Source organism: Streptomyces sp. NBC_00414 (genome assembly GCF_036038375.1).
Taxonomy (GTDB): domain Bacteria; phylum Actinomycetota; class Actinomycetes; order Streptomycetales; family Streptomycetaceae; genus Streptomyces.
Genome location: NZ_CP107935.1, coordinates 7,876,592 through 7,901,158 on the forward strand (window position 1 = coordinate 7,876,592; position 24,567 = coordinate 7,901,158).

18 protein-coding genes, 3 rRNA genes and 1 pseudogene are annotated in these 24,567 nt (G+C 67.6%); 17 read left to right on the forward strand and 5 right to left on the reverse strand.

Annotated elements, in window-relative coordinates; all coding sequences use genetic code 11:
• Positions 1–6 precede the first annotated feature (6 nt).
• Positions 7–438: an NfeD family protein gene (locus tag OHS59_RS34260; RefSeq protein WP_328497222.1), complete on the forward strand. Its 432-nt coding sequence runs from the start codon at positions 7–9 to the stop codon at positions 436–438.
• A gap of 168 nt (positions 439–606) precedes the next feature.
• Positions 607–1,569: an SPFH domain-containing protein gene (locus OHS59_RS34265; protein WP_328497223.1), complete on the forward strand. Its 963-nt coding sequence runs from the start codon at positions 607–609 to the stop codon at positions 1,567–1,569.
• A 228-nt stretch (positions 1,570–1,797) separates the two neighbouring features.
• On the opposite strand, the gene OHS59_RS34270 is transcribed toward OHS59_RS34265, so the two are convergent.
• The 3 genes from OHS59_RS34270 to OHS59_RS34280 all read right to left on the reverse strand — a co-directional run bounded on the left by OHS59_RS34270 (position 1,798) and on the right by OHS59_RS34280 (position 3,831).
• Positions 1,798–2,301: an HNH endonuclease gene (locus OHS59_RS34270; RefSeq protein ID WP_107017795.1), complete on the reverse strand. Its 504-nt coding sequence runs from the start codon at positions 2,299–2,301 to the stop codon at positions 1,798–1,800.
• Positions 2,302–2,446: 145 nt separating this feature from the next.
• Positions 2,447–2,986 (reverse strand): YbhB/YbcL family Raf kinase inhibitor-like protein, encoded by a 540-nt coding sequence (locus OHS59_RS34275; protein WP_328497224.1) that lies wholly within the window; start codon positions 2,984–2,986, stop codon positions 2,447–2,449.
• A gap of 59 nt (positions 2,987–3,045) precedes the next feature.
• Complete coding sequence (locus tag OHS59_RS34280) at positions 3,046–3,831, reverse strand: sporulation protein (protein ID WP_328497225.1); 786 nt, start codon at positions 3,829–3,831, stop codon at positions 3,046–3,048.
• A 169-nt stretch (positions 3,832–4,000) separates the two neighbouring features.
• On the opposite strand from OHS59_RS34280, the gene OHS59_RS34285 reads away from it, so the two are divergent.
• The 6 genes and pseudogenes from OHS59_RS34285 to OHS59_RS34310 all read left to right on the forward strand — a co-directional run bounded on the left by OHS59_RS34285 (position 4,001) and on the right by OHS59_RS34310 (position 12,944).
• The gene (locus OHS59_RS34285; RefSeq protein WP_328497226.1) at positions 4,001–4,651 is read left to right on the forward strand and encodes a DNA-3-methyladenine glycosylase; all 651 of its coding nucleotides are present in this window, start codon (positions 4,001–4,003) and stop codon (positions 4,649–4,651) included.
• A 660-nt stretch (positions 4,652–5,311) separates the two neighbouring features.
• Positions 5,312–6,839, forward strand: a 16S ribosomal RNA gene (locus tag OHS59_RS34290).
• Positions 6,840–7,158: 319 nt separating this feature from the next.
• Positions 7,159–10,280: ribosomal RNA gene (locus OHS59_RS34295) — 23S ribosomal RNA — on the forward strand.
• A gap of 136 nt (positions 10,281–10,416) precedes the next feature.
• Positions 10,417–10,533 (forward strand): 5S ribosomal RNA (gene rrf / locus OHS59_RS34300).
• The 16S, 23S and 5S rRNA genes sit together here, the layout of an rRNA operon.
• A 530-nt stretch (positions 10,534–11,063) precedes the next feature.
• Positions 11,064–11,777 (forward strand): annotated as a pseudogene (locus OHS59_RS44630) (tetratricopeptide repeat protein); the annotation flags it as partial.
• Positions 11,778–11,999: 222 nt separating this feature from the next.
• A complete protein-coding gene (locus OHS59_RS34310; protein WP_328499466.1) occupies positions 12,000–12,944 on the forward strand; it encodes a hypothetical protein in 945 nt (314 codons plus the stop codon).
• 88 nt (positions 12,945–13,032) lie between these two features.
• Here the strand turns inward: OHS59_RS34310 and OHS59_RS34315 are convergent, their stop codons facing one another.
• Positions 13,033–14,322 (reverse strand): DUF1015 domain-containing protein, encoded by a 1,290-nt coding sequence (locus tag OHS59_RS34315; protein WP_328497227.1) that lies wholly within the window; start codon positions 14,320–14,322, stop codon positions 13,033–13,035.
• A 72-nt stretch (positions 14,323–14,394) separates the two neighbouring features.
• Here OHS59_RS34315 and OHS59_RS34320 point away from each other — a divergent pair, with 72 nt between their 5' ends.
• The 4 genes from OHS59_RS34320 to OHS59_RS34335 all read left to right on the forward strand — a co-directional run bounded on the left by OHS59_RS34320 (position 14,395) and on the right by OHS59_RS34335 (position 18,579).
• Positions 14,395–15,423, forward strand: coding sequence for an HAD hydrolase-like protein (locus OHS59_RS34320; protein ID WP_328497228.1), 1,029 nt, complete (start codon positions 14,395–14,397; stop codon positions 15,421–15,423).
• 137 nt (positions 15,424–15,560) lie between these two features.
• Positions 15,561–16,604, forward strand: coding sequence for a FecCD family ABC transporter permease (locus OHS59_RS34325; RefSeq protein ID WP_328497229.1), 1,044 nt, complete (start codon positions 15,561–15,563; stop codon positions 16,602–16,604).
• 98 nt (positions 16,605–16,702) lie between these two features.
• On the forward strand, positions 16,703–17,704 hold the full coding sequence (locus tag OHS59_RS34330; RefSeq protein ID WP_328499467.1) for a FecCD family ABC transporter permease: 1,002 nt from the start codon (positions 16,703–16,705) through the stop codon (positions 17,702–17,704).
• Positions 17,701–18,579: an ABC transporter ATP-binding protein gene (locus OHS59_RS34335; protein WP_328497230.1), complete on the forward strand. Its 879-nt coding sequence runs from the start codon at positions 17,701–17,703 to the stop codon at positions 18,577–18,579. The genes OHS59_RS34330 and OHS59_RS34335 overlap by 4 nt, the downstream gene beginning before the upstream one ends.
• Here the strand turns inward: OHS59_RS34335 and OHS59_RS34340 are convergent.
• Positions 18,563–18,910 carry an SCP2 sterol-binding domain-containing protein gene (locus OHS59_RS34340; RefSeq protein WP_328497231.1) on the reverse strand — a complete coding sequence of 116 codons (348 nt, stop codon included), beginning with the start codon at positions 18,908–18,910 and terminating at the stop codon, positions 18,563–18,565. The genes OHS59_RS34335 and OHS59_RS34340 overlap by 17 nt on opposite strands.
• 93 nt (positions 18,911–19,003) lie before the next feature.
• Here OHS59_RS34340 and OHS59_RS34345 point away from each other — a divergent pair, with 93 nt between their 5' ends.
• From OHS59_RS34345 to OHS59_RS34365, 5 genes are all read left to right on the forward strand, one after another.
• Positions 19,004–19,399 (forward strand): hypothetical protein, encoded by a 396-nt coding sequence (locus OHS59_RS34345; protein ID WP_443061663.1) that lies wholly within the window; start codon positions 19,004–19,006, stop codon positions 19,397–19,399.
• Positions 19,400–19,406: 7 nt separating this feature from the next.
• Entirely contained in the window at positions 19,407–20,222 is an 816-nt protein-coding gene (locus tag OHS59_RS34350) for a TlyA family RNA methyltransferase (protein ID WP_328497233.1), read from the forward strand.
• Entirely contained in the window at positions 20,219–21,124 is a 906-nt protein-coding gene (locus OHS59_RS34355) for an NAD kinase (RefSeq protein ID WP_107021203.1), read from the forward strand. The genes OHS59_RS34350 and OHS59_RS34355 overlap by 4 nt, the downstream gene beginning before the upstream one ends.
• Before the next feature lie 171 nt (positions 21,125–21,295).
• Positions 21,296–23,038 carry a DNA repair protein RecN gene (recN, locus tag OHS59_RS34360; protein WP_328497234.1) on the forward strand — a complete coding sequence of 581 codons (1,743 nt, stop codon included), beginning with the start codon at positions 21,296–21,298 and terminating at the stop codon, positions 23,036–23,038.
• Between the two features lie 354 nt (positions 23,039–23,392).
• Positions 23,393–24,547 carry a glycosyltransferase family 4 protein gene (locus OHS59_RS34365; protein WP_328497235.1) on the forward strand — a complete coding sequence of 385 codons (1,155 nt, stop codon included), beginning with the start codon at positions 23,393–23,395 and terminating at the stop codon, positions 24,545–24,547.
• Positions 24,548–24,567 lie beyond the last annotated feature (20 nt).

Here is a 24,567-nt window from a genome sequence, read left to right on the forward strand (position 1 = left end):
GACCATGTGGACGACATCGATGCATGGGTGTGGTGGCTGATCGGCGCGGCCGGGCTCGGAATCCCGTTGGTCGTGACCGCGATGCCGGAGTTCGGAATGCTCGCCGTCGGCGCCGTCGCGGGCGCCGTGACCGCGAGCCTCGGAGGCGGTGTGGTCCTCCAGGTCGTGGTCTTCGCCGCCGTCTCGGTGGCGCTCATCGCGGTGGTACGCCCCGTCGCGGCCCGACATCGCGCCCAGCGGCCCCAACTGGCCACGGGCATCGACGCGTTGAAGGGCAAACAGGCCGTCGTCCTGGAGAGAGTGGACGGTTCGGGAGGCCGGATCAAGCTCGCGGGCGAGATCTGGTCCGCACGCTCACTCGACACCTCACGGGCCTACGACATAGGCCAAGAGGTGGATGTGGTCGAGATCGAGGGAGCCACGGCGATCGTTGTGTGACCTCCCGAGGCGTCCAGTGAACGGAACGTCACACGTGGCGAGTTGTGGTCTGACACACTCGTCCAGCAAGATCTTCGACAGCTACGAGATCTTCGGCAGTCGCAAGATTTTCGGCAGTCACGAGATTTTCCGGAAGCACCGAGGCGGAGAAGGGTACGGGGAGCCACGATGGAACCGATCATCATCGTCCTGATCATTCTGGTGGTGTTGGTCTTCATCGCGTTGATCAAGACCATCCAAGTCATTCCCCAGGCCAGCGCCGCGATCGTCGAGCGCTTCGGCCGCTACACGCGGACCCTCAACGCGGGCCTCAACATCGTCGTCCCGTTCATCGACTCGATCCGCAACCGCATCGACCTCCGTGAACAGGTCGTGCCGTTCCCGCCCCAGCCGGTGATCACCCAGGACAACCTGGTCGTGAACATCGACACCGTCATCTACTACCAGGTGACCGACGCCCGCGCCGCGACCTACGAGGTCGCCAGCTACATCCAGGCGATCGAGCAGCTCACCGTCACCACGCTCCGCAACATCATCGGTGGCATGGACCTGGAGCGGACCCTGACCTCCCGAGAGGAGATCAACGCGGCCCTGCGCGGTGTCCTCGACGAGGCCACCGGCAAGTGGGGCATCCGCGTCAACCGCGTCGAGCTCAAGGCGATCGAGCCGCCCACCTCCATCCAGGACTCGATGGAGAAGCAGATGCGCGCCGACCGTGACAAGCGCGCCGCGATCCTCACCGCGGAAGGTATCCGCCAGTCGCAGATCCTCACCGCCGAGGGTGAGAAGCAGTCCGCGATCCTCCGGGCCGAAGGTGAGGCCCGCGCCGCCGCGCTGCGCGCCGAGGGTGAGGCCCAGGCGATCCGTACGGTCTTCGAGTCCATCCACGCCGGTGACGCGGACCAGAAGCTCCTCGCCTACCAGTACCTCCAGATGCTTCCGAAGATCGCCGAAGGCGACGCCAACAAGCTCTGGATCGTGCCCAGCGAGATCGGTGACGCGCTCAAGGGTCTGAGCGGCGCCATGGGCAACTTCGGCCCGATGGGCGGCATGGGCGGGGGCGGCGGCCAGGGCCAGGGCCAGGGAGGCAACGCCCCCACGGAACGCCGAGAAAAGCCGTCAGTGGACTGACGACGACACTCGCCACAAAAGAGGGGCTCACCTCCCAGGAGGCGGGCCCCTTCCGCTGCCCACCCCGTACTCGATGGCTCCGCCCCCGAACCCCCACGCCTCAAGTGCCGGAGGGGCTGACTGCCCAGGGGCGCGGGGAACGGCGCAGTCCTTTGTCTTCAGGGGCGCGGGGAACGGCGCGGCCAGCCACAACGCACCCGCACCCGACAACGCAACCCGGCGGAGCGACTACGCCGGCTGCGCAAGCCACTCAGGCAAAGCCTCAAGATCGTCCCGCCCCAGCGCAAGCAACATCGCATCGGCAGGCGTCGGCTCGAACGGCCGCCGCAACAACGGCATCCCCGCCTGATCAGGCGTCCGAGCAGCCTTCCGGTGATTGTCCTCCGCGCAGGACGCGACCGTGTTCAGCCACGAGTCCTGACCCCCCTGCGCCCGCGGCACCACGTGGTCCACCGTGGTCGCACGCCGACCGCAGTACGCGCACTTGTGCCGGTCACGGACCAGCACACCCCGCCGCGACCACGGTGCTTGTCTTCGGAAGGGCACCCGCACATAACGGCAGAGCCTGATCACCCGGGGCGCCGGTATGTCCAGCGCGGCTCCGCGCATGCGCAGTTCGGGGTGGGCCTGCTCGACGACTGCCTTGTCCTGCAGCACCAGAACGACGGCTCTGTTCAACGTCACCGTCGACAGCGGCTCGAAGCTCGCATTCAGCACCAGCGTGTCACGCATCCAGCCCACCTCCCATGTGCACCGGCCCACCACCTGGCGGGCGTGGATCAACTCTGGCCGGGCATGCCGAGATGGACAACGCAATAAAAATGCCCGCCCCTGATCAATTCCAAGACCAGAGGCGGGCAAAACACTCAGTGAAAGGTCAGCTCTCCGCGGGAGCCGCGTACTCGGCGACGAGCTGCGCCCTCGCGAGCGTGTGGAACCGGAGGTTGAAGCCGACCGCGGCCGGTGAGGTGTCCGAGTCCGGACCGAGCTTCTGCTGGTCCACCGCGTACACGGTGAACACGTACCGGTGCGCCGGATCACCCGCCGGAGGCGCCGCGCCCCCGAAGTCCTTCGACCCGTAGTCGTTGCGCACCTGGACCGCCCCATCGGGCAGCCCCTCGAACTTCCCCGTGCCCGCGCCTGCCGGCAGTTCCGTCACCGAGACCGGAATGTCGAACACGACCCAGTGCCAGAAGCCGCTCCCCGTGGGAGCGTCCGGATCGAAGCACGTCACGGCGAAACTGCCGGTCTCCGCCGGGAAGCCCTCCCAGCGGAGCTGCGGCGAGGTGTTCCCGGCCGCGTGGACCTGAGCGTCCTTCAGCGTCGCACCCGCCTCGACGTCCTCACTCGTGACGGTGAACGACGGCACGACGGGATGGAAGTCGTGGGGAAGCGGCGGCCTCTTGGACTCCGTCACCTCGGCACCTCCTGATCGGTTCCTGCTCCTTGGAAACTCTCGCCCCCGAGCCTGAAAGCCTAGAACCAGTTGCGGCGACTGCCCACCTCGGACAGCCACTGGTTGAGGTACGCCGTCCAGTCCGTCCCCTGGAAGTCGTTCAGACCCACCTGGAAGGAACGGAAGGAGTCGCTGCCCTCACTGAACAGACCCGGCTTCTTGTCCATCTCCAGGACGACGTCCATCTCGCGGTCGTCCGCGACGAAGGTCAGCTCGACCTGGTTCAGACCGCGGTACTGCTGCGGCGGGAAGAACTCGATCTCCTGGTAGAACGGCAGCTTCTGCCGCGTACCGCGGATGTGCCCCTTCTCCAGGTCCGCGCTCTTGAAGCGGAAGCCGAGCTGGATGAAGGCGTCCAGCAGCGCCTGCTGCGCCGGCAGGGGGTGCACGTTGATCGGGTCCAGGTCACCGGAGTCCACCGCGCGCGCGATGGCCAGCTCCGTGGTCACACCGATGTTCATGCCGCGCAGCGACTGACCGGCGATGTTCGTGATCGGCGTCTCCCACGGGATCTCCAGACCGAACGGCACCGCGTGCACGCCGTTCGCCTGCAGCTCGAAGGCACCACCGAGCTGGAGCTTCGCGAACTCGATGTTCTGCTTGTACTCCTGGTCGTCGTGACCCTCGACCTCGACCTTGGCCTGCAGCCCGACCGACAGTCCCTCGATCGCCTGGTTCACGGATCCGCCCTGGATCCGCACCTCACCCTGGACGACACCACCGGGAACGACGTTGACCTCGGTGAGCTCCGTCTCGACCGAAGCCCCACCGGCCCCCAGACTCGCAAGCAGCCGCTTGAACCCCATCGTCTTCTCCTCTTTCGGGCAACGCCCCGTTGTTGTTGGGTCCGGATCGGATCCTTGATCCATACATACGCGATCCAGCCGGGTCCGGTTCCGCGCCCTCACCCTGGCAAGACGGGCGCTCCCTGACCACCCCGCAGGCAGTCACACATGTGGACTACGCTCGGATTCCATGATCGCGGCCCCTGACCGTACGCCCCTCGCCCGGACCTTCTTCGATCGACCCGTACTCGAAGTGGCCCCCGACCTCCTCGGGCGCGTGCTCGTGCGCACGGACCCGGACGGCCGGACCGATCCGATCGAGCTGCGCATCACCGAGGTCGAGGCCTACGACGGCCCGAACGACCCCGGCTCGCACGCCTATCGCGGCCCCACCGCCCGCAATGCCGTGATGTTCGGCCCGCCCGGACACGTGTACGTCTACTTCACCTACGGCATGTGGCACTGCATGAACCTGGTCTGTGGCCCCGAGGGCACGGCGAGCGGGATCCTGCTCCGCGCGGGGGAGATCACCGAAGGCATCGAAGTCGCCCGCAAACGTCGACTTTCGGCCCGACACGACCGAGAACTGGCCAAAGGCCCGGCCCGTCTGGCCACGGCCCTGGGGGTCGACAGATCCCTCGACGGTACGGACGCATGCGCCTCGGAGAGTTCACCGCTGAGCCTCCTGCACGGCACCCCGGTGACCTCCGACCAGGTACTCAGCGGTCCGCGTACCGGAGTCGCCGGCGACGGAGGCGTCCACCCGTGGCGCTTCTGGATCACCAACGACCCGACGGTGAGCCCTTATCGGGCCCACACCCCTCGCCGCCGCCGAACTTGACTCGCTCCTGGGCGCTACGTAATGTAGTCCGAGCCGCTTGACCCGGGTACTGCGTTCAGCCAGCAGCCGGAAGCGGCCAACCCACTACCTACGACTTCCTCTCAGCGAGGGTCCGTTCAGCATGTCCGCATGCCTGAATTCGAACTCGCGGAACTCGATTATGAGTTGCCGAGGGGATCGGTTAACGTAGTGAATGTCGAAAGGCCGCAAGGCCAATAGGCAAATCCCACCGACTGGGAATCACGGCCTGAAAGGGTCTGGTAGAGTCGAAATCGCCGGAAAGGGAAACGCGAAAGCGAAAACCTGGAAAGCACCGAGGAAATCGGAACCGGAAACGGTCTGATAGAGTCGGAAACGCAAGACAGCGAGACAAGCACAACAGTAAAACAGCAAGACCGAAGGGAAGCGCCCGGAGGAAAGCCCGAGAGGGTGAGTACAAAGGAAGCGTCCGTTCCTTGAGAACTCAACAGCGTGCCAAAAATCAACGCCAGATATGTTGATACCCCGTCTCCGGCCGTTCGGTCGGGACGAGGTTCCTTTGAAAAAGTCCTGCCGGGCGCAAGCACGGTAGGCGCATCAGCGAGGACGCTGTGAATCATCGATCTTATTCCGGTCGATGGTTCCGCTCTTTTTGGTGTTTCGCCGGATTACCGGCAGACATTCACGGAGAGTTTGATCCTGGCTCAGGACGAACGCTGGCGGCGTGCTTAACACATGCAAGTCGAACGATGAAGCCCTTCGGGGTGGATTAGTGGCGAACGGGTGAGTAACACGTGGGCAATCTGCCCTTCACTCTGGGACAAGCCCTGGAAACGGGGTCTAATACCGGATGATACTTCTACTCGCATGGGTGGGGGTTGAAAGCTCCGGCGGTGAAGGATGAGCCCGCGGCCTATCAGCTTGTTGGTGAGGTAGAAGCTCACCAAGGCGACGACGGGTAGCCGGCCTGAGAGGGCGACCGGCCACACTGGGACTGAGACACGGCCCAGACTCCTACGGGAGGCAGCAGTGGGGAATATTGCACAATGGGCGAAAGCCTGATGCAGCGACGCCGCGTGAGGGATGACGGCCTTCGGGTTGTAAACCTCTTTCAGCAGGGAAGAAGCGAAAGTGACGGTACCTGCAGAAGAAGCGCCGGCTAACTACGTGCCAGCAGCCGCGGTAATACGTAGGGCGCAAGCGTTGTCCGGAATTATTGGGCGTAAAGAGCTCGTAGGCGGTCTGTCGCGTCGGATGTGAAAGCCCGGGGCTTAACCCCGGGTCTGCATTCGATACGGGCAGACTAGAGTGTGGTAGGGGAGATCGGAATTCCTGGTGTAGCGGTGAAATGCGCAGATATCAGGAGGAACACCGGTGGCGAAGGCGGATCTCTGGGCCATTACTGACGCTGAGGAGCGAAAGCGTGGGGAGCGAACAGGATTAGATACCCTGGTAGTCCACGCCGTAAACGGTGGGAACTAGGTGTTGGCGACATTCCACGTCGTCGGTGCCGCAGCTAACGCATTAAGTTCCCCGCCTGGGGAGTACGGCCGCAAGGCTAAAACTCAAAGGAATTGACGGGGGCCCGCACAAGCAGCGGAGCATGTGGCTTAATTCGACGCAACGCGAAGAACCTTACCAAGGCTTGACATCGCCCGGAAAGCCGTAGAGATACGGCCCCCCTTGTGGTCGGGTGACAGGTGGTGCATGGCTGTCGTCAGCTCGTGTCGTGAGATGTTGGGTTAAGTCCCGCAACGAGCGCAACCCTTGTTCTGTGTTGCCAGCATGCCCTTCGGGGTGATGGGGACTCACAGGAGACTGCCGGGGTCAACTCGGAGGAAGGTGGGGACGACGTCAAGTCATCATGCCCCTTATGTCTTGGGCTGCACACGTGCTACAATGGCAGGTACAATGAGCTGCGATACCGCAAGGTGGAGCGAATCTCAAAAAGCCTGTCTCAGTTCGGATTGGGGTCTGCAACTCGACCCCATGAAGTCGGAGTTGCTAGTAATCGCAGATCAGCATTGCTGCGGTGAATACGTTCCCGGGCCTTGTACACACCGCCCGTCACGTCACGAAAGTCGGTAACACCCGAAGCCGGTGGCCCAACCCCCTTGTGGGGAGGGAGCTGTCGAAGGTGGGACTGGCGATTGGGACGAAGTCGTAACAAGGTAGCCGTACCGGAAGGTGCGGCTGGATCACCTCCTTTCTAAGGAGCATTTCTTACCAGGAACCTTCGGGAACCTGGTCAGAGGCCAGTACATCGGCGAATGTTCGATGCTGGTTGCTCAAGGGTGGAACGTTGATTATTCGGCACTCTCAGTCTTCTTCGGGCTGCAAGTACTGTCCTTCGGGGCGTGGAAAGCAGACCCGGGGGGTCGAGAGGGTCGGGCACGCTGTTGGGTGTCTGAAGGTGCGGCCGTCATGGTCGTCCTTCGGTGCCGGCCCCAGTGCACTCACCTGGTAAGGGTGGGGTGATGGGTGGTTGGTCGTTGTTTGAGAACTGCACAGTGGACGCGAGCATCTGTGGCCAAGTTTTTAAGGGCGCACGGTGGATGCCTTGGTACCAGGAACCGATGAAGGACGTGGGAGGCCACGATAGTCCCCGGGGAGCCGTCAACCAGGCTTTGATCCGGGGGTTTCCGAATGGGGAAACCCGGCAGTCGTCATGGGCTGTCACCCACATCTGAACACATAGGGTGTGTGGAGGGAACGCGGGGAAGTGAAACATCTCAGTACCCGCAGGAAGAGAAAACAACCGTGATTCCGGGAGTAGTGGCGAGCGAAACCGGATGAGGCCAAACCGTATGTGTGTGAGACCCGGCAGGGGTTGCGCATGCGGGGTTGTGGGATCTCTCTTTCACAGTCTGCCGGCTGTGAGACGAGTCAGAAACCGTTGGTGTAGGCGAAGGACATGCGAAAGGTCCGGCGTAGAGGGTAAGACCCCCGTAGTCGAAACATCAACGGCTCGTTTGAGAGACACCCAAGTAGCACGGGGCCCGAGAAATCCCGTGTGAATCTGGCGGGACCACCCGCTAAGCCTAAATATTCCCTGGTGACCGATAGCGGATAGTACCGTGAGGGAATGGTGAAAAGTACCGCGGGAGCGGAGTGAAATAGTACCTGAAACCGTGTGCCTACAAGCCGTGGGAGCGTCGCTCATCAAGTTTACTTGGTGGGTCGTGACTGCGTGCCTTTTGAAGAATGAGCCTGCGAGTTTGCGGTGTGTTGCGAGGTTAACCCGTGTGGGGAAGCCGTAGCGAAAGCGAGTCCGAATAGGGCGATATAGTAGCGCGCTCAAGACCCGAAGCGGAGTGATCTAGCCATGGGCAGGTTGAAGCGGCTGTAAGAGGTCGTGGAGGACCGAACCCACCAGGGTTGAAAACCTGGGGGATGACCTGTGGTTAGGGGTGAAAGGCCAATCAAACTCCGTGATAGCTGGTTCTCCCCGAAATGCATTTAGGTGCAGCGTCGTGTGTTTCTTGCCGGAGGTAGAGCACTGGATAGGCGATGGGCCCTACCGGGTTACTGACCTTAGCCAAACTCCGAATGCCGGTAAGTGAGAGCGCGGCAGTGAGACTGTGGGGGATAAGCTCCATGGTCGAGAGGGAAACAGCCCAGAGCATCGACTAAGGCCCCTAAGCGTACGCTAAGTGGGAAAGGATGTGGAGTCGCACAGACAACCAGGAGGTTGGCTTAGAAGCAGCCACCCTTGAAAGAGTGCGTAATAGCTCACTGGTCTAGTGATTCCGCGCCGACAATGTAGCGGGGCTCAAGCGTACCGCCGAAGTCGTGTCATTCATGCAATAGGGCCAACGCCTGTATGGATGGGTAGGGGAGCGTCGTGTGCCGGGTGAAGCCGCGCCGGAAGGCAGTGGTGGACGGTTCACGAGTGAGAATGCAGGCATGAGTAGCGATACACACGTGAGAAACGTGTGCGCCGATTGACTAAGGGTTCCTGGGTCAAGCTGATCTGCCCAGGGTAAGTCGGGACCTAAGGCGAGGCCGACAGGCGTAGTCGATGGATAACCGGTTGATATTCCGGTACCCGCTGTGAAGCGTCAAACATCGAACCAGGCGATGCTAAGTCCGTGAAGCCGTTCCGGACCCTTCGGGGAATGGAAAGTGGTGGAGCCGACGGACCAGACCTGTAGTAGGTGAGTGATGGGGTGACGCAGGAAGGTAGTCCAGCCCGGGCGGTGGTAGTCCCGGGGTAAGGGTGTAGCCCGTTATCTAGGTAAATCCGGATGACGTTAAGGGTGAGACCTGATGCCGAGCCGATTGTGGTGAAGTGGATGATCCTATGCTGTCGAGAAAAGCCTCTAGCGAGTTTCATGGCGGCCCGTACCCTAAACCGACTCAGGTGGTCAGGTAGAGAATACCGAGGCGTTCGGGTGAACTATGGTTAAGGAACTCGGCAAAATGCCCCCGTAACTTCGGGAGAAGGGGGCCATTCTTGGTGATCCGATTTACTCGGTGAGCTGGGGGTGGCCGCAGAGACCAGCGAGAAGCGACTGTTTACTAAAAACACAGGTCCGTGCGAAGCCGTAAGGCGATGTATACGGACTGACGCCTGCCCGGTGCTGGAACGTTAAGGGGACCGGTTAGTGCACCTTCGGGTGTGCGAGGCTGAGAACTTAAGCGCCAGTAAACGGCGGTGGTAACTATAACCATCCTAAGGTAGCGAAATTCCTTGTCGGGTAAGTTCCGACCTGCACGAATGGCGTAACGACTTCTCGACTGTCTCAACCATAGGCCCGGTGAAATTGCACTACGAGTAAAGATGCTCGTTTCGCGCAGCAGGACGGAAAGACCCCGGGACCTTTACTATAGTTTGATATTGGTGTTCGGTTCGGCTTGTGTAGGATAGCTGGGAGACTGTGAAGCATTGGCGCCAGCCAGTGTGGAGTCGTCGTTGAAATACCAGTCTGGTCGTGCTGGATGTCTAACCTGGGTCCGTGATCCGGATCAGGGACAGTGTCTGATGGGTAGTTTAACTGGGGCGGTTGCCTCCTAAAGAGTAACGGAGGCGCCCAAAGGTTCCCTCAGCCTGGTTGGCAATCAGGTGTTGAGTGTAAGTGCACAAGGGAGCTTGACTGTGAGACCGACGGGTCGAGCAGGGACGAAAGTCGGGACTAGTGATCCGGCGGTGGCTTGTGGAAGCGCCGTCGCTCAACGGATAAAAGGTACCCCGGGGATAACAGGCTGATCTTCCCCAAGAGTCCATATCGACGGGATGGTTTGGCACCTCGATGTCGGCTCGTCGCATCCTGGGGCTGGAGTCGGTCCCAAGGGTTGGGCTGTTCGCCCATTAAAGCGGTACGCGAGCTGGGTTTAGAACGTCGTGAGACAGTTCGGTCCCTATCCGCTGTGCGCGTAGGAATATTGAGAAGGGCTGTCCCTAGTACGAGAGGACCGGGACGGACGAACCTCTGGTGTGCCAGTTGTCCTGCCAAGGGCATGGCTGGTTGGCTACGTTCGGGAGGGATAACCGCTGAAAGCATCTAAGCGGGAAGCCTGCTTCGAGATGAGTATTCCCACCAACTAGATTGGTTAAGGCTCCCAGTAGACGACTGGGTTGATAGGCCGGATGTGGAAGCCCTGTAAGGGGTGGAGCTGACCGGTACTAATAGGCCGAGGGCTTGTCCTCAGTTGCTCGCGTCCACTGTGTAGTTCCCAGACAACGAACGGTTGTGCTGGCTGAACAGTTCCACTAGTCAATTAAATAGTGTGCTTGTTCGCTGCCCGTTCACAGCTCTGCCATCTGGCGGAGTGTCTGAAAGGGTTTCGGTGGTCATAGCGTGAGGGAAACGCCCGGTTACATTCCGAACCCGGAAGCTAAGCCTTACAGCGCCGATGGTACTGCAGGGGGGACCCTGTGGGAGAGTAGGACGCCGCCGAACAATCTTTGGAGGACCTCTGGTCCCAGCGACTCGCTGGGACCAGAGGTCCTTTTTTGTTTTTCCGAAGCGCGCCGGGTACCCGGCTGCGCGAGAATGACTTGCGGTACCGATGACAGGAGTCACCCATGTCCACCAACTCTCCCGACGAGCGACCGGAGCGCGATCAGCGACGCCGGGACAGTGGTGACCGCGGCGGCTACCGCGGGGGCCCGAGCCGTGACAACGATCGCGGCGGGGCCGGCCGACGTGACGACAACCGTGGCGGTGGCGATCGCCCGCCCTTCCGTCGTGACGATGAGCGTGGTGCTCCGCGCCGTGACAACGACCGTCCGCCTTTCCGCCGCGACGACAACCGCGGTGGTGGCGGTGACCGTCCGGCCTTCAGGCGTGACGACAACCGTGGTGGCGGCAGTGGTGGCGGCGACCGCGGTGGCTTCCGCCGCGATGACAACCGCAGTGGTGGAAGCCGTCCGCCCTTCCGCCGTGACGACCGGCCCAGCGGGCCGAGCCGCGACGACCGTGACCGCGGTGCCCCGCGTCGTGACGGCGACCGTCCGGCGTTCCGTCGCGACGACCGCCGTGACGACAATCGCGGCGGCGGTGACCGTGGTGGTTTCCGGCGTGACGACAATCGTGGCGGTGACCGTCCGGCGTTCCGTCGTGACGATGAGCGTGGTGCTCCGCGTCGTGACAACGACCGTCCGCCCTTCCGCCGTGACGACAATCGCGGTGGTGGCGACCGTGGTGGTTTCCGGCGTGACGACAACCGTGGCGGCAGCAGCGGCGGTGGCGACCGCGGTGGTTTCCGTGGGCGCGACGACCGCAGTGGCGGCGGCGACCGTCCGCCTTTCCGTCGTGATGACAACCGTGGCGGCGGTGACCGTCCGGCGTTCCGTCGTGACGATGAGCGTGGTGCTCCGCGCCGTGACAACGACCGTCCGCCCTTCCGTCGCGACGACCGCCGTGACGACAATCGCGGTGGTGGCGACCGTGGTGGTTTCCGGCGTGACGACAATCGCGGTGGCGGTGGCGGTGACCGCGGTGGCTTCCGCCGTGACGACAATCGTGGCGGTGACCGTCCGGCGTTCCGTCGTGATGATGAGCGTGGTGCTCCGCGTCGTGACAACGACCGTCCGGCGTTCCGTCGCGACGACCGCCGTGACGACAACCGCGGCGGCGGCAGCGACCGCCCGGCTTTCAGGCGTGACGACAACCGTGGCAGCGCCGGCGGCGACCGCGGCGGTTTCCGTGGACGCGACGACCGTGGCGGGCCCCGCCGCGACGACAGCCGTGGCCGCCCCAGTGGTGGTGGCTTCCGTGGGCGCGACGACCGTGGTGGGCGCGACGACCGTGCCGGTGGCCGCTTCCGCGACGAGCGCGACCGTGACCGCGAGCCGATCAAGCGGCTGCCGATCCCGGACGAGGTCACGGGCGACGAGATCGACAAGGACGTACGGCAGGAGCTCATGAGCCTGCCCAAGGGACTTGCCGAGGACGTCTCCAGGAACCTGGTGATGGTGGCCCGGCTCATCGACGAGGACCCCGAGGGCGCTTACGGCTACTCCAGGGTCGCGCTGCGGCTCGCGTCCCGTGTCGCCGCTGTGCGTGAGGCCGCCGGTTTCGCCGCATACGCGAACCAGAAGTACAGCGAGGCACTCGCCGAGTTCAGGGCCGCGCGGCGCATGACCGGCAACGTGGACCTGTGGCCCGTCATGGCGGACTGCGAGCGTGGCCTGGGGCGCCCCGAGAGGGCGCTCGACATGGCCGGGGCTCCCGAGGTCCAGAAGCTCGACAAGGCCGGACAGGTCGAGATGCGGCTCGTGGCGGCCGGTGCGCGGCGGGACATGGGCCAGCTCGACGCTGCCATCGTCACGCTGCAGAGCCCCGAGCTGGCCTCCAACTCCGCACAGCCCTGGACCCCGCGGCTGCGTTACGCGTACGCCGACGCGCTGCTCGCGGCCGGTCGTGAGGGCGAGGCCCGTGAGTGGTTCGCCAAGGCCGTCGAGTCCGACAAGGAGGGCAGCACGGACGCCTCCGACCGCCTCGCGGAACTCGACGGCGTCGAGTTCGTGGACGCGCTCGTCAAGGACGATGACGAGGTTGAGGTTGAGGTCGAGATCGTGGACACGGAGTCGCAGGAGCACGACGTCGATGTCGATGTCGATGTCGAGGACGATGACGTCAGCGACGACGACAGCGCTCCGGAGGTCTTGACCTCCGAGGTGCCGGCCGTCGAGGTTGCCGAGACCGACGCCCCCGCTGACGCCGCTGCGACCGAGGACTCCGACGAGGCCGAAGCGGTCGAGGACTCCGGGGATGAGCCGGAGGACGCCGTCGAGGTGGACGGCAGCCACAAGGACAGCCACACAGACGGCGCCAAGGGCGAGGCCAAGGGCGATCTGGAGGACTGAGGTCCTTCGGGGCCCTCAGGAAGCGTAGAAGCGTGCGGGCGGGATTCCCTGAGGGGAGTCCCGCCCGTTCGTGTTTCCGAGGGGTGTGTCAGACGGCGAGGGCGCGCAGCACCAGGCCCGACGCCGGCTTCGGGCCGAAGGACGTCGACTTGCGGGGCATCGTGACGCCCTGGCTCGCCAGATCGCGTACGACCTCCTCGCGGACCGGGTGCATCAGGACGGCCGTGCCGCCGTCGCGCTCCGCCTTGGCGACCGTGGCGGCCGTGTCGTGGATGTACGCGATGTGCTCGGGAATGTCCGGAATCTTCCAGATGTGGTCGAGCAGCGTGGCGTGCAGGACCGTCGCGTCGAGGGTCCGCCAGGCCTCCGGCGGGTCCGGCGGGATCGTACGGGCGAGGAGGTCGGGGGAGGGGCGGTCGACGAGGTGGAAGGTGCCGTCGCCCGCAAGGAGGAAGGCGTTTCCCTCGGTGGCCGCTACGGAGAGGGCCGACAGGGCCGCGGGGAGGGGTTCGTCGATGCGGCGTACGCGGAAGGAGTCGTCCAGGGCCGCGAGGGCCTCGGGCACCGGGAGCTGGTGCAGGAGACGGTGGATCGCGCGGACGCGGAGCGGATGGCGTGCGGTGTCCACCAGGAGCACCAGGCCGTAGTCCCAGGGGCTGGGTGAGGGGTGCTCCCCGCGGATCTGCAGATAGGTCGCCCAGCGGTGGTGGCCGTCGGCGATGAGTGCCTGGCGGTCGGCCAGATCCGTGTGGACCTCGGCGAGGTCGGCCGGATCGGTCACGGCCCACAGGCGATGGCTGAAGCCGTCCTCCGTGGTGGTGGACAGCAGGGGCGGGCGCTCCGCGGTGCGTTCGATGACGGCCGTCGTACCGGAGGCCGTGCCGTCGCCCCGGTAGGTCAGCAGCAGAGGTTCGAGGTTCGCGGAGGTGGCCCGCATGAGGGCCGCGCGGTCCGCGACGACGTGCGGCATGACGTCCTCGTGCGGCAGAACCACGCCCTCGGACGGCTCGGACAGGCGCAGGGCGCCGATGACGCCCCGCTGGAACATGCCTTCGTCGTCCCGCTGCTCGTAGACGTACAGGCCAGGCTCGGCGTCGGCTCTCAGGACACCCTCGGAGACCCAGCGGTGCAGGGTGTCCGCCGCCTGTTCGTTGCGGATGCCGGGGGTGGGGGCCTGCGGCAGGATCAGACGGACGATGTTGTGCGGGTCCGCCGATTCCAGATGCTGCAGGCCGTCGGGCCGTACGACCACGTCGTACGGCGGTGATGTGACGGCGGACAGGCTGCCGACCCGGTCGGGGTCGTAGCGCAGGCCCCGGAACGGGGTGAGGTCAAGGCCCATGCGTGCCGGTACGTCCGCGGTACCTGCCGTGTTCATTGATGCATCGTAAGTGTGTCAGTGCCATGAGCGATGATCGGGGGAAAGAGACCGAACGAGGAGCGATGCGTAATGAGCCAGACCGCGAGGACGCGGCCCGAGGGCAGCGACAGGGCCCTGAGCGAGGCGTACGACACGGCGCTGCTCGACCTGGACGGCGTGGTGTACGCGGGTGGCAACGCGATCGCGCACGCGGTCGAGTCGCTCGGCACGGCCCACACCGGCGGAATGCGCCTCGCGTACGTCACGAACAACGCGCTGCGGACACCCGACTCCGTCGCGGAGCACCTCACGGAGCTGGGCATAGCGACCGAGGCGTCGGACGTCATCACCTCCGCCCAGGCCGTGGCCCGGCTGATCAGCGAGCAGGTGCCGCAGGACGCGCGCGTGCTGGTGATCGGCGGGGAGGGACTGCGGGTCGCGCTGCGCGAGCGCGGCCTTGAGCCGGTCGAGTCGGCCGACGACGACCCGGTGGCGGTCGTGCAGGGCTTCGGCGGGCCCGACCTGGCGTGGGGGCGCTTCGCGGAGGCCTGTTACGCGATCTCGCGCGGGGTGCCGTGGTTCGCGTCCAACACCGACCTGACGATCCCCGGCGCACGCGGCATCGCTCCGGGCAACGGGGCGGCCGTGGAGGTCGTCCGGATCGCCACCGGTGCCGAACCGCAGGTGGCGGGCAAGCCGCTGCCGCCGATGCACCGCGAGACGATCCTGCGGACCGGGGCGAAGCGGCCCCTGGTCGTGGGGGACCGGCTCGACACGGACATCGAGGGCGCGTTCAACGGCGAGGTGGACTCGCTGCTCGTGCTCACCGGCGTGACCGACGGCGCGCAGCTCCTCGCCGCGCCCCCGCAGCACCGGCCGACCTATGTCGACGCCGACCTGAGGGGGATGCTGACCGGGCAGCCCGAGGTGGTCGAGGCGGGAGGCGGCTTCCGGTGCGGGGGGTACACGGCCACGGCAGGCAGCGAGAGGCTGGAACTGGACGGTGACGGCGAGCCCATGGACGGGCTGAGGGCGCTGTGTGCCGCTGCCTGGACGGCGGCGGGCGACGCGGCGAGCGAGCTGGACGGAGGCAAGGCCCTGGCCCGGCTGGGGCTTTGAGGGGCTCGGGGGTGCGGGCTCTTCGGGCGGGTCCAGGCGTCCGTCGCGGGGCGCGCGAAAGGCCTGAAAGGGGAGGTCGCGCAGGTCACCGCGTACGCGGAACGAGCCGGCTTGCGAGGGTAGGCTAACCTAACTGCGTGTTGGTCGACAGTCCCCCCGAACAGCGCGCGGAGACCGCCCCCGCGCCCCCGAACCGCCGGGTGGTACGAGCCGTCGGGCTCCTCCTCTCCCTGGTCGTGCTGGTGCTCGTCGCCATGGCGAGCATCGCGATCGGCGCGAAAGAGCTGTCGCTGGAGCAGGTCTGGCACGGCCTCTTCGAGGACTCCGGCTCGTACGGCGACGTCGTGGTGGGCGAGCGGCTGTCGCGCACGGTGCTCGGGCTGCTCGTCGGCGCCGCGCTCGGCCTCGCCGGGGCCGTGCTCCAGGCGCTCACCCGCAACCCGCTCGCCGACCCCGGGCTGCTCGGCATCAACGCGGGCGCGTCCGCCGCGGTCGTCACGGCGATCACCTTCTTCGGCGTCACCTCGCTGAACGGCTATGTGTGGTTCGCCTTCGCGGGCGCCGCCGGGGTCGGGGCGCTGGTGTACTTCCTCGGCGGCAGCCGGGGAGCGACGCCGGTGCGGCTCGCCCTCGCCGGCACCGCGATCAGCGCCGCGCTCTACGGCTATCTCCAGGCCGTGATGATCACGGATCAGGCCGCGCTCGGCAAGATGCGCTTCTGGACGGTCGGTTCGCTGGCCTCGGCCACCAACGGCGTCATCTGGCAGGTACTGCCGTTCCTCGCGGCCGGTACGGTCCTCGCGCTGGCGCTCGCCCGGCCGCTGAACGCCATGGCCATGGGCGACGACACCGCCCGTGCGCTGGGCGCGCACCTCAACCGCACCCGCGCGCTGTCCATGGCCGCCGCCACCGTGCTGTGCGGGGCCGCGACCGCCGCCTGCGGGCCGATCGTCTTCGTGGGGCTGATGGTCCCGCACGTCGTCCGGTCCTTCACCGGGCCCGACCTGCGCTGGATCCTGCCGTACGCCACCGTGCTGTCGCCGGTGCTGCTGCTCGGCGCCGACGTGGTCGGCCGGATGGTCGCGCGGCCCGCGGAGCTCCAGGTCGGCATCGTCACCGCGATCCTCGGCGGCCCGGTCTTCATCTTTCTCGTACGACGGCGGAGGACGGCACAGCTGTGAAGGCCCCACGCGACCAGGCCGAGCCCGCCGAGGCGACTCCCACCCCATCAGCTCCCGTCCGGGCCTTTCGTGGTCGCACGGTCCGTGCCGGCGGCGGACTGTCGGTCCGCGTCGACGTCCGCGCCTTCACGGTCGTCGTCCTGCTGCTGGTGGCCGCGCTCACCGCGAGCGTCGTGCTCATCGGCACCGGCGACTTCCCGATCTCCGCCGGCGACGTACTCAAGACGCTGTTCGGCAACGGTGACGCGGGCCAGGAGTTCATCGTCAACGAACTGCGGCTGCCGCGGGTCCTGGTGGGGCTCCTGGTCGGCGCCGCACTCGGGCTCGGCGGCGCGCTCTTCCAGGCCGTCTCCCGCAATCCGCTGGGCAGTCCGGACGTGCTGGGCCTCGGGCAGGGCTCGACGGCCGGCGCGCTCGTGATGATCGTGCTGTTCTCCGGAACCGCCGAGCAGGTCACCGTCGGGGCGCTGGTCGGCGGTCTGGTGACCGGGCTCGCCATCTATCTGCTCGCATGGAAGCGAGGCGTGCACGGATACCGGCTGGTCCTGGTCGGTATCGGGGTCTCCGCGATCGTCACCGCCGTCAACGGTTATCTGATCACCAAGGCCGACCTCGTCGACGCGACCCGCGCGATCGTGTGGATGACCGGGTCCCTCAACGGCCGTGACTGGGACCAAGTCTGGCCCCTGCTCGGCCTGTGCGCCGTACTCGTACCACTGGTCCTCGGCAACGCGCGCGCCCTGCGGATGCTGGAGATGGGCGACGACGTGGCGTACGCGCTCGGCGTGCGGGTGGAGCGGACCCGACTGCTGCTGATGCTGGCCGCCGTGCTGCTCACCGCGTCCGCCACCGCCGCCGCGGGCCCGGTCGGCTTCGTCGCGCTCACCGCGCCGCAGCTCGCACGGCGCCTCACCCGCTCACCGGGACCCAACCTGGTGGCGGCGATGTGCATGGGCGCCACCCTCCTGGTCGTCGCGGACTGGGCCTCGCAGCGGGCCTTCGGAGCCGACCAGCTGCCCGTGGGCGTGGTGACCGGAGTCCTCGGCGGTGTCTATCTGCTGTGGCTGCTGGTCACCGAGCGGAAGGCGGGCCGGATATGAACACCGACGGCAGTACGCGTACGGGCGCCGACGGCGGGCCGCACGAGAACAACCAGAGGAGCACTGTGAACCGCCTGTCCGCCGAGAGCGTCACCCTCGCCTACGACCAGCGCGTCATCGCCGAGCAGCTGTCGGTCGAGATACCGGACAACTCGTTCACCGTGATCGTCGGCCCCAACGCGTGCGGCAAGTCCACGCTGCTGCGCGCGCTGTCCCGGATGCTGAAGCCGCAGCAGGGCCGGGTGCTCCTCGACGGCCAGGCCATCCAGTCGATGCCCGCGAAGAAGGTGGCCAGGACGCTCGGACTGCTCCCGCAGTCGTCCATCGCGCCCGACGGGATCACCGTCGGCGACCTCGTGGGCCGTGGCCGGTACCCGCACCAGGGGCTGCTGCGCCAGTGGTCGACCGATGACGAGCGGATCGTACGGGAGTCCATGACGTCGACCGGGGTCGCCGAACTCGCCGACCGGTATGTCGACGAGCTCTCCGGAGGACAGCGCCAGCGCGTGTGGATCGCCATGGCGCTCGCCCAGCAGACCCCGCTGCTGCTGCTCGACGAACCGACCACCTATCTCGACATCCAGCACCAGATCGACGTACTCGACCTGTGTGCCGAGCTCCACGAGGAGCAGGGCCGCACCCTGGTCGCCGTGCTGCACGACCTCAACCACGCCGCCCGGTATGCCACCCATCTGATCGCCCTGCGCGAGGGGGCGGTGATCGCGGAGGGGGCTCCGGCGGACATCGTCACGGCCGAGCTGGTCGAGGAGGTCTTCGGGCTGCGCTGCCAGGTCATCGACGACCCGGAGACGGGCACGCCACTGGTGGTACCGGCGGCGCGGAAGGCACGTACGAACGTCAAAGCAGCTTTCTGAGCCGGATCAGGTCGCGCAGGCCCGCTTCGAGCTTGACCCGGCCCGAGCCCCAGGCCTTCGCGAAGTTCAGCTCGCCGTCGACCATCGCGACCAGGTCGTCCCCTGCCATGGAGAGCCGGATCTCGGCCTTTTCGGGGGGCGGCCCCTCGACCGTGTCGAGCACCACGATCCGGCCGTCCTGGAGACGGCCCACGAAGGTGATGTCGAGGTCGGTGATACGGCAGCTCAGGGAGCGGTCCAACGCGGCCGCGCTCCGTACGTCGCCGTTCGCGGCGGCCATGTTGTCCGAGAGTTTGTCGAGTGCGCCGCGGCACTCCTCAATCGTCGCCATCGTGATCGACGGTACCTCAGCGCTTCGCGGTAGCGTCGGGGCATGAGCGAGTCCATGACCGGCCCGGAGACCGAAAGCCCCGGTACAGGGCCCATCGGCGCGGGGTCCTCCGGCACTGAGCCTTTCGGTACGGAGCCCTTCGGTACGGAGCCCCTCGGTGCGGAGGCGGAGCCGTACGCCGGTTCCGATGTCCGCCCCGAGCCCGCTGCCCGGCCCGAGTACGACCCCGCGGCCCCCGCCCCGCTGTACGTGCCGCGCACTCCGACGGGTGATGCCGAGGTGGATGCCCTGCTCGACCGGCTGGACGACGCGGACCACCTCGCCACGGACGGACACGTCGAGGTGTACGAGGATGTGCACAGGGGGCTGCGCGACGCGCTCACCGCGCTCGACGCCCGCCCGGGACCTCCGGCGCCCCCAGCGCCGAACAGCAGCAGTAACCACAGCGCTGGCAACAGCAACAGCAACAGCAACAGCAACAGGAGCTGAACCGAACGTGGCAGGAGTGGCACGACGCCGCCTCGACGCCGAGCTGGTCCGACGCAAGCTCGCCCGCTCGCGCGAGCACGCCGGACAGCTGATCGCCGCCGGGCGGGTCACCGTCGGCAAGAACCTCGCGACCAAACCCGCCACCCAGGTGGAGACCGCGGCCCCCATCCTGGTCGCCGAGGACGACAACGACCCGGACTACGTCTCGCGCGGCGGCCACAAGCTCGCCGGGGCGCTGGACGCCTTCATGCCACTCGGCCTGGAGGTCCGGGGGCGGCGGGCCCTGGACGCCGGAGCGTCCACGGGCGGCTTCACCGATGTGCTGCTGCGCGCGGGCGTCACACGGGTCCTCGCCGTGGACGTCGGCTACGGGCAGTTGGCGTGGTCTCTCCGAAGCGATGAACGCGTCACCGTCAAGGACCGTACGAACGTACGCGAGTTGACGTTGGAGGCGATCGATGGGGAGCCGGTGGATCTTGTAGTCGGTGATTTGTCCTTCATCCCGCTCGGCCTGGTGCTGCCCGCCCTTGTGCGGTGCGCGGCGCCCGATGCCGACCTGGTGATGATGGTCAAGCCGCAGTTCGAGGTGGGCAGGGAACGGCTCGGGAGCGGCGGAGTCGTCCGCAGTCCCGAGCTGCGGGCGGACGCCGTGCGCGGTGTGGCCCGGCAGGCGGGGGAACTGGGGCTCGGGGTGAAGGGTGTGACGGCCAGTCCGCTGCCCGGACCCTCGGGGAATGTCGAGTACTTTCTGTGGCTGCGTGCCGGGGCACCCGCACTGGACCCGGCCGACGTTGACCGTGCAGTGGCGGAGGGGCCGCGTTGACCGACACCCGATCTCGTACCGTTTTCCTGCTCGCGCACACCGGACGGCCGGCGGCCATCCGCAGTGCGGAGCTGGTCGTCGAGGGGCTCCTGCGCTCCGGTCTCGGCGTACGTGTCCTGGAGGCGGAGGCGGCGGATCTGCCGCTGCCGCCGACCGTGGAACTCGTCAAGGAGGCGACTCCGGAGTGCCTCGACGGATGTGAGCTGCTGATCGTCCTCGGCGGTGACGGCACGCTGCTGCGCGGCGCCGAGTTCGCCCGCGCCTCCGGCGTGCCGATGCTCGGCGTCAACCTCGGACGCGTCGGCTTCCTCGCGGAGGCCGAGCGGGACGATCTCGACAAGGTCGTCGACCGGGTGGTGACGAGGGCGTACGAGGTCGAGGAGCGTATGACCGTCGACGTCGTCGTGCACAGCAACGGCGATGTCGTGCACACGGACTGGGCGCTCAACGAGGCCGCCGTGCAGAAGGCGGGCGCCGAGAAGCTCCTTGAGGTCGTCCTGGAGATCGACGGACGGCCCGTGACCGGCTTCGGCTGCGACGGCATCGTCCTGTCGACACCGACCGGGTCCACGGCGTACGCGTTCTCCGCGGGCGGGCCCGTGGTGTGGCCGGAGGTGGAGGCGCTGCTCATGGTGCCGATCAGTGCGCACGCGCTGTTCGCGAAGCCGCTGGTGACCTCGCCGAACTCTGTGCTCGCCGTGGAGATCCTGCCGCACATCCCGCCGGGGGTGCTGTGGTGTGACGGGCGGCGCACGATCGAGCTGCCGCCGGGGGCGCGGGTGGAGGTCCGGCGTGGGGCTGTGCCGGTGCGGCTGGCGCGGCTGCACCATGCCTCGTTCACCGACCGGCTGGTTGCCAAGTTCGCGTTGCCCGTGGCGGGGTGGCGGGGGGCGCCTCACTAGGGCTGCGTCCGGGGTGCGGTCGCCCGGGGCGCGGTGATGAGTCTGCGGGTCCGGATGGGCTGGAGTGCGCAGTTCCCCGCGCCCCTTGCGGGGCGCGGATCGGGGCGCGGGGATACCTGGACGTTTGTGCAGGGAATGGGGCGGCGTCGCGCCGGGTGGGGGAAACCTCGTATGGTCATGTCCGTGTTGGAGGAGATGCGGATACGGTCGCTCGGAGTCATCGACGACGCGGTGGTCGAGCTGTCGCCCGGCTTCACCGCGGTCACCGGTGAGACCGGCGCGGGCAAGACGATGGTGGTCACCAGCCTGGGCCTGCTGATGGGCGGACGCGCCGACGCCGCCCTGGTGCGGATCGGGGCGAAGAGCGCGGTGGTGGAGGGACGGATCTCCGTCCTCAAGGGTTCCGCGGCGATCCAGCGGGCCGAGGAGGCCGGCGCGGAACTCGACGACGGCACCCTGCTGATCAGCCGTACCGTTTCGGCGGAGGGCCGCTCGCGCGCGCACCTCGGCGGGCGTTCGGTGCCCGTGGGGCTGCTCGCCGAACTCGCCGACGACCTCGTGGCGGTGCACGGCCAGACCGACCAGCAGGGGCTGCTCAAGCTGTCCCGGCAACGGCAGGCCCTCGATCGGTACGCGGGCGACGCGGTCGCCGCGCCGCTCGACAAGTACACGGGCGCCTACCGCCGGCTGCGCGCCATCACCACCGAGCTGGACCAGATCACCACGCGTGCCCGTGAACGCGCCCAGGAAGCCGACATGCTGCGCTTCGGGCTCGACGAGATCGCCGGGGTGGAGCCCAGGGCGGGCGAGGACGTGGAGCTCGCGGCCGAGGCCGAGCGGCTCGGACACGCGGAGGCCCTCGCGTCGGCCGCCACGGCCGCGCACGCCGCCCTCGCGGGCAACCCCGAGGACCCGGAGGGCATCGACGCCACGACGCTCGTCGCGGGCGCGCACCGGGCCCTGGAGGCCGTACGGTCCCACGACGCGGCGCTCGGCACACTCGCCGGGCGCATCGGGGAGATCGGGATCCTGCTGGGCGACGTGGCGGGGGAGCTGGCGGGATACGCCGACGACCTCGACGCGGATCCGCTGCGGCTCGCGGCGGTCGAGGAGCGGCGGGCCGCGCTCACCGCGCTGACCCGTAAGTACGGCACGGACGTGGACGCGGTGCTGGCCTACGCCGAGCAGAGCGCCGCGCGGCTCCTGGAGCTGGACGGCGACGACGACCGCATCGGCGAGCTCACCGCCGAGCGCGACGCGCTGCGGGCCGAACTGGGCGGACTGGCACAGGCCCTCACCGACGCCCGTACGGAGGCCGCGGAGCGCTTCGCCGCCGCCGTGACCGCCGAGCTGGCCTCGCTCGCCATGCCGCACGCGCGTGTGTCGTTCGAGATCCGGCAGACCGAGGACCCGGAGGGTGTGGAGGTCGGCGGACGTCCCGTCGCGTACGGGCCCGCCGGGTGCGACGAGGTCGAACTGCTCCTCGCCCCGCACCCGGGGGCGCCGCCGCGGCCCATCGCCAAGGGCGCGTCCGGCGGTGAACTGTCGCGGGTCATGCTCGCGGTCGAGGTCGTCTTCGCGGGTACGGACCCGGTGCCCACGTATCTCTTCGACGAGGTCGACGCCGGTGTCGGCGGCAAGGCGGCCGTCGAGATCGGCCGGCGCCTCGCGAAGCTCGCGAAGAGCGCGCAGGTCGTCGTGGTCACCCACCTGCCGCAGGTGGCCGCGTTCGCCGACCGGCAGTTGCTGGTCGAGAAGACCAACGACGGCTCGGTCACCCGCTCCGGCGTGAAGGTCCTGGAGGGCGAGGAACGCATCCGTGAGCTCTCCCGGATGCTGGCGGGCCAGGAGGACTCACAGACGGCGCGGGCCCACGCGGAAGAGCTGTTGGCGACTGCACGGGCGGACGGATAGCCGCCGGACGGACAGCGGACAGCGGACAGGCGGGGGAAGCGCGGGCGTCGGGGCGCAGACCCGGTGTCCGGAGGCGGACCCAGTGTCCGTAGGGGCGCGCAACGGGCGTGAACAGGGGCTCGCCTGGGACGCCGCCCGCCCCCGGCTGTCTTCGGGCATCGCCGGGCTCTCACTCGTGTGAGTGAGAGCCCGCATCCCGTCCGCACCCCCCGTGTCGCAGTGGTCCCACGGTGGTCGGCAACTCGCCCTCGTCCTGGCATCCTTAGGAGGAGGACGAGCGGTACACCCCCATCGCCCGTTCCTTCGGTACTTTTCTTCGTGACCGCCCGACGCCGAACCAGGAGCCCCGGCCACGTGAGCCACGTGAGCAGCCACTCACCGCACGGACACTCATCGCACGGACAGTCGCCGCTGCGTACCGTCCAGGTGCTCGGCGGCGGCAGCGCGGGCAGCTGTGCCCATGTGAGGTCCCTGACCTCGGGGCTCGTCGCACGGGGCGTGCGGGTCACCGTGTGCGCCCCGGCCACGGCCGACCACACGTACGACTTCACCGGCGTCGGCGCCGATCACGTACCTGTGCCGAGGCGCAACGACCCGGCCTCGGTGGCGGCGCTGCGGACGGTCTGCGCGGACGCCGACCTGGTGCACGCGCACGGCCTGCACGCCGCGCTGCGGGCCGCGCTCGCGCTCAGCGGACGGCGCGTCCCGCTCGTCGTCACCTGGCACACCCGCCCGTACGCCGAGGGCGCGCGGGCCCATCTGCTGCGCGTCCTGGAGCGGCGGGTGGCGAAGGCCGCGTCGGTGGTCCTCGGATCCTCGTCCGACCTGGTGGACCGCGCCCGCAGCAGGGGTGCGCGGGACGCGCGGCTGGCCGCCGTCGCGCTGCCGGCCCGGCGCCGGGCCGTTGCCACGGGCGAGGAGACCGACCGGCTGCGGCCCAAGGCGCGCGCCGAACTCGGCACGACCGACCGGCCGCTGCTGATGGCCGTCGGTTCCCTCGACCGGCACCGGGGGTACGACACACTGCTGGACGCCACGCGCGCGTGGCGACGGCTCGACCCCGTGCCGCTGCTCGTGATCGCCGGAGAGGGACCGCTGCGCGGCGCGCTCCAGCGGCGCATCGAGGACGAAGAGCTTCCCGTACGTCTCATCGGCCGGCGGGACGACATCGGGGAACTCCTCGCGGCCGCCGACCTCGCCCTGCTGCCCGGCTGCCCCGAATCGCGCTCCGTGCTCGCCCAGGAGGCCCTGTACGCGCGCGTGCCCCTGATCGCGGCCGCCACCGGAGGCATCCCCGAACTCGTCGGCGACGCGGCCGACCTCGTCCCGCACGGCGACCCGGAAGCGCTCGCCGAGGCCGTGACGGCACTGCTGGCCGATCCCGAGCGGTGTGAGCGGCTGAAGGACAGGGGCACGCGCCAGGCGGCCACCTGGCCGACCGAGGACGAGACGGTGGCCCAGGTCCTCAGCGTGTACGACGAGCTGACCACGCCGCTGCCGCTGCCGTAGAGCCCTTCGTCGAACTCCGG

What these genes read in the sequence shown, in the direction of transcription:
- OHS59_RS34310 (WP_328499466.1), top strand. Translation starts at nt 12,000, where the DNA reads ATGAGCCTGCCCAAGGGACTTGCCGAGGACGTCTCCAGGAACCTGGTG.
- OHS59_RS34270 (WP_107017795.1), bottom strand. Translation starts at nt 2,301, where the DNA reads ATGCGTGACACGCTGGTGCTGAATGCGAGCTTCGAGCCGCTGTCGACG.
- OHS59_RS34335 (WP_328497230.1), top strand. Translation starts at nt 17,701, where the DNA reads ATGAACACCGACGGCAGTACGCGTACGGGCGCCGACGGCGGGCCGCAC.
- OHS59_RS34320 (WP_328497228.1), top strand. Translation starts at nt 14,395, where the DNA reads ATGAGCCAGACCGCGAGGACGCGGCCCGAGGGCAGCGACAGGGCCCTG.
- recN (WP_328497234.1), top strand. Translation starts at nt 21,296, where the DNA reads ATGGTCATGTCCGTGTTGGAGGAGATGCGGATACGGTCGCTCGGAGTC.
- OHS59_RS34315 (WP_328497227.1), bottom strand. Translation starts at nt 14,322, where the DNA reads ATGAACACGGCAGGTACCGCGGACGTACCGGCACGCATGGGCCTTGAC.
- OHS59_RS34285 (WP_328497226.1), top strand. Translation starts at nt 4,001, where the DNA reads ATGATCGCGGCCCCTGACCGTACGCCCCTCGCCCGGACCTTCTTCGAT.
- OHS59_RS34280 (WP_328497225.1), bottom strand. Translation starts at nt 3,831, where the DNA reads ATGGGGTTCAAGCGGCTGCTTGCGAGTCTGGGGGCCGGTGGGGCTTCG.
- OHS59_RS34265 (WP_328497223.1), top strand. Translation starts at nt 607, where the DNA reads ATGGAACCGATCATCATCGTCCTGATCATTCTGGTGGTGTTGGTCTTC.
- OHS59_RS34340 (WP_328497231.1), bottom strand. Translation starts at nt 18,910, where the DNA reads ATGGCGACGATTGAGGAGTGCCGCGGCGCACTCGACAAACTCTCGGAC.